Source organism: Thermogladius sp., from assembly GCF_049970955.1.
Taxonomy (GTDB): domain Archaea; phylum Thermoproteota; class Thermoprotei_A; order Sulfolobales; family Desulfurococcaceae; genus Thermogladius.
In genome coordinates this window covers 1-2,943 of the sequence record NZ_JBMFLY010000091.1, presented here as the reverse complement: position 1 = coordinate 2,943, position 2,943 = coordinate 1, and the positions used below count along the sequence as shown (strand labels likewise).

The following is a 2,943-nucleotide window of genomic DNA, read 5'->3' as shown; positions in this document are numbered from 1 at the left end:
TGCCTGAGGCAGGGGCTGCCCGAGCCCCTGCTGGTCGAGGTCTCGTGTAGCAGGTTCTACGAGGCCTTCCCAGCCCTCCTCAGGCAGCTCAGGGCCCTGGGGGAGCCTGAGGAGGCGGTGCTAGAGGTGGGCACGGGGCCCAGGATACTCGGCCACCTCGCCTCGCTGGTCCTCGAGAGGCTGGGGTGGAGGTACACGATACACTACGAGCCCGAGACGGGCCTGGACCAGCCCGTCGAGGTCCCCTGGGGCTTCATAGAGGCGGTGAAGCTGAGGCTCAGCAAGCCCGAGGAGGCGCTGCTCAGGCTAGCAGTCTCCAGGCCCGGCGTAACGGTCGCGGAGGCCGCGAGGGAGACGGGCTGGAGCGAGAAGACGGTGAGGAACATAGCGTCCAGGCTGAGGGGGAAGGGCCTGCTGGAGAAGAGGGGTAGGAGCGAGGCGCTGGAGCCCACCCCCTACGCGGTGGCGCTCTACTCCGTGTAGGGGCAGAACCTCCTGTACCAGCAGGAGGAGCACCGCCTACCGGGCCTCGTCGGCTGAGGGGGCCTGTCGCTCGACGCCAGCCTCTCCAGCTCCCCCAGGTACCTCGCGGCCTCCTCCACAAGCTCGCCCGTGAACTCCAGCTCCCTCCTGACACCCCCCATCTCGAGGACCAGCCTCCTGACCCTCACGCCCTTGAGGGACAGTATGTAGGCCCCCGCGACCAGCTGGGCCAGGTACCTCTGCGCGTCCCTCGCCTTGAAGGCCTTCCTCTCCACCACTACCACCCCGCCCCCCTCCTCCCTCACCTCGTCGAGGACCGCGCTGAAGCCGCCGGCCCTCACGTACAGCCCCCCGCCACCCGAGGCCTGCCTCCCGGCCAGCATGCTGTCCGTCGCGGGCTCCTGCACCAGGTGCCTCGCCTTCAGCCAGGCGATCACGGGGCAGTACACCATCTCCTTGACCATGGAGGGGGAGAGCGGGTTGCCCTCGAACCTCAACTCACACCACCAGGGGCTCCCTGTCCACGGACAGGACCGCGAGGGGGTGGCCGAAGCACTTGAGGTACCTGAGGCTGTACTCGAGCAGCGGGATGTAGTGTATCACGTCCCTCTCCCCCTTCACGAACCTGGGGAGCGCCCTCTCCACGTCCTTCGCCGTGGACGGCAGCAGCCTCCCCACGAAGACGCTCCTCTGGATCCTCGTCAGCCCCTTGGACTTCAAGTAGTCGCTGAGCCTCACCCTGGTCTCGTCGTCCTCTATGTCGTACGCGACGAGGACTATCAAGGCTCACCACTCGTAGACGAAGCCCTGGAAGACCCCCTCCCCCCTCAGGTACGACGCTAGGGAGAGGGCGCTCCTCCTCATGGCCCCCCTCAGCGAGACGGGCGCCTCGCCGAACCTCCTCGTCTTCGTCTTCTCCAGCCTCTCGAGGACCCCCGCCACCACCCTCCTCCTCGACTCGTAGTCCAGCAGCCCCCCGCTGAGGGAGGGCCTCCACCCGTGCCTCAGTAGGTCTAGGAGGGCGGCGTCGGCGATGAACCTGAACTGCTCGACGAAGTCGAAGACCAGGCTGGTCGAGCCGGGCCTGTCCTCGTGTAGGAAGCCAGCGTACGGGTCCAGCCCCGCGATCACCAGAGCGCTGTAGCTCTCCGAGTACAGTATTCCGTAGGCGTAGTTGAGCGACGCGTTCACGGGGTCGCCCCCCTCCTGGTCCCTCCCCTGGAAGCCGAGCTCCCTGGGCAGTAGGGTGGCGTAGAGGCCCCAGTAGACCCTCGCCGCCTCCGCCTCCAAGCTCCTGAGCCACTCCTTGAGCTCGGACAGGGCCACGCCCTCCCTCAGCCTGGCCTCGCTGGCGAGCGTGGAGAGCTTCTCGTAGCCCTCCCTCAGCGCCTGGTCCCTGGTGTACGAGTAGTACCTCTTCAGGAGTCCGGCCTGGTTCATGACCTTGGAGTACACGACCTCCCTCGCTACTAGGGCCCACCTCCCGTCTAGTAGAGCCCTGTACTGGGCCTTCCTGGTCTCCGTGAGCTTGTTGTTGAAGAGGGGGTGTACCCTGGCGACCGGCACCCCCCTGCTGTCGAGCAGCACCACGTCTATACCGTACTCCACGGCCTTCAGCAGGACCTTGCTCGACAGCCCGACGCGGCTGCTGGCCACGAAGACTCTCTCGACCTCGAGCGGCGGGACCTCCGTCTTCGAGCCCTTCTTCTCCACGACGAAGACGCCCTTCCTGAACCTGAGGACCGTCCCCGGCTCGGAGACCACTAGGTCCCTCACTGGTGGCACACCCTGTAGAACGGGCAGGTCTGCGGGCAGTTCTTGTCCTTGGGGGGCTCCCTGTTAGATACGAGCATGTCCACTATCTCGTCCCTCTCCTCCAGGAACCAGCGCCTCAGCTCGTTGCTCACGTAGACGGGCTTGTACATGACTCGGAGGCCGCTGTCGGAGGGGTTGACGTAGACCAGGATCCCGTAGTCGACCGGCACCTCGTACTCGGCCTCCAGGGCGAGGGCGTAGCCGGCTATGGAGAGCTTGTGGAAGTCCCTCGGCGCGCCCGTCTTGAAGTCGACGACTATGTTCTCGGCGTAGACGTCTATGGAGAGCTGGGGGGAGAGGCCCAGGGGCGTCCCGTCGACCTTCATCTCGCTGACGACGGGCAGGCCGCTGCCGCCGCTCACGAGCCTCTCGTACTCGACCTCGCCGAGGAGCGTGACGAGCGTCGACTTGTAGGCCTTGAGGGCCGTGGCCGCGTCCCCGTTGCCCTGCGGCCTGAACCTGCCCAGGCAGTAGGTGAGTACGTCCCAGGTCTCCCAGCCCCTCGACAGGCCCCTGGAGGCGCAGCGGACAGCGGCCGTGACAGCCTCGTGAACCAGCCTCCCCTTGGCCAGGGGCTCCGTGGTCTCGGGCGCCAGCCCCATCTTCCTCCTCAGCCAGACGTCCCTCCTCGTCGGGCAGTACTTG

General features: G+C 66.7%; 5 protein-coding genes. 1 reads left to right on the top strand and 4 read right to left on the bottom strand.

Annotated features, from left to right (window positions below):
* On the top strand, positions 1-483 hold a 483-nt coding region (locus ACP5VX_RS06845), incomplete at its 5' end, for a CRISPR-associated CARF protein Csa3 (protein WP_428725134.1).
* On the opposite strand, the gene cas4 is transcribed toward ACP5VX_RS06845, so the two are convergent.
* From cas4 to cas4a, 4 genes are all read right to left on the bottom strand, one after another.
* Positions 471-980, bottom strand: coding sequence for a CRISPR-associated protein Cas4 (gene cas4, locus ACP5VX_RS06840; RefSeq protein WP_428725133.1), 510 nt, complete (start codon positions 978-980; stop codon positions 471-473). The genes ACP5VX_RS06845 and cas4 overlap by 13 nt on opposite strands.
* Before the next feature lies 1 nt (position 981).
* On the bottom strand, positions 982-1,266 hold the full coding sequence (gene cas2 / locus ACP5VX_RS06835; RefSeq protein ID WP_428725132.1) for a CRISPR-associated endonuclease Cas2: 285 nt from the start codon (positions 1,264-1,266) through the stop codon (positions 982-984).
* Between the two features lie 3 nt (positions 1,267-1,269).
* Positions 1,270-2,259: a CRISPR-associated endonuclease Cas1 gene (gene cas1 / locus ACP5VX_RS06830; protein WP_428725131.1), complete on the bottom strand. Its 990-nt coding sequence runs from the start codon at positions 2,257-2,259 to the stop codon at positions 1,270-1,272.
* Positions 2,256-2,943, bottom strand: a 688-nt coding sequence (cas4a, locus tag ACP5VX_RS06825; protein WP_428725130.1) for a type I-A CRISPR-associated protein Cas4/Csa1, incomplete at its 5' end; no start/stop codon positions are given. The genes cas1 and cas4a, both read right to left, overlap by 4 nt.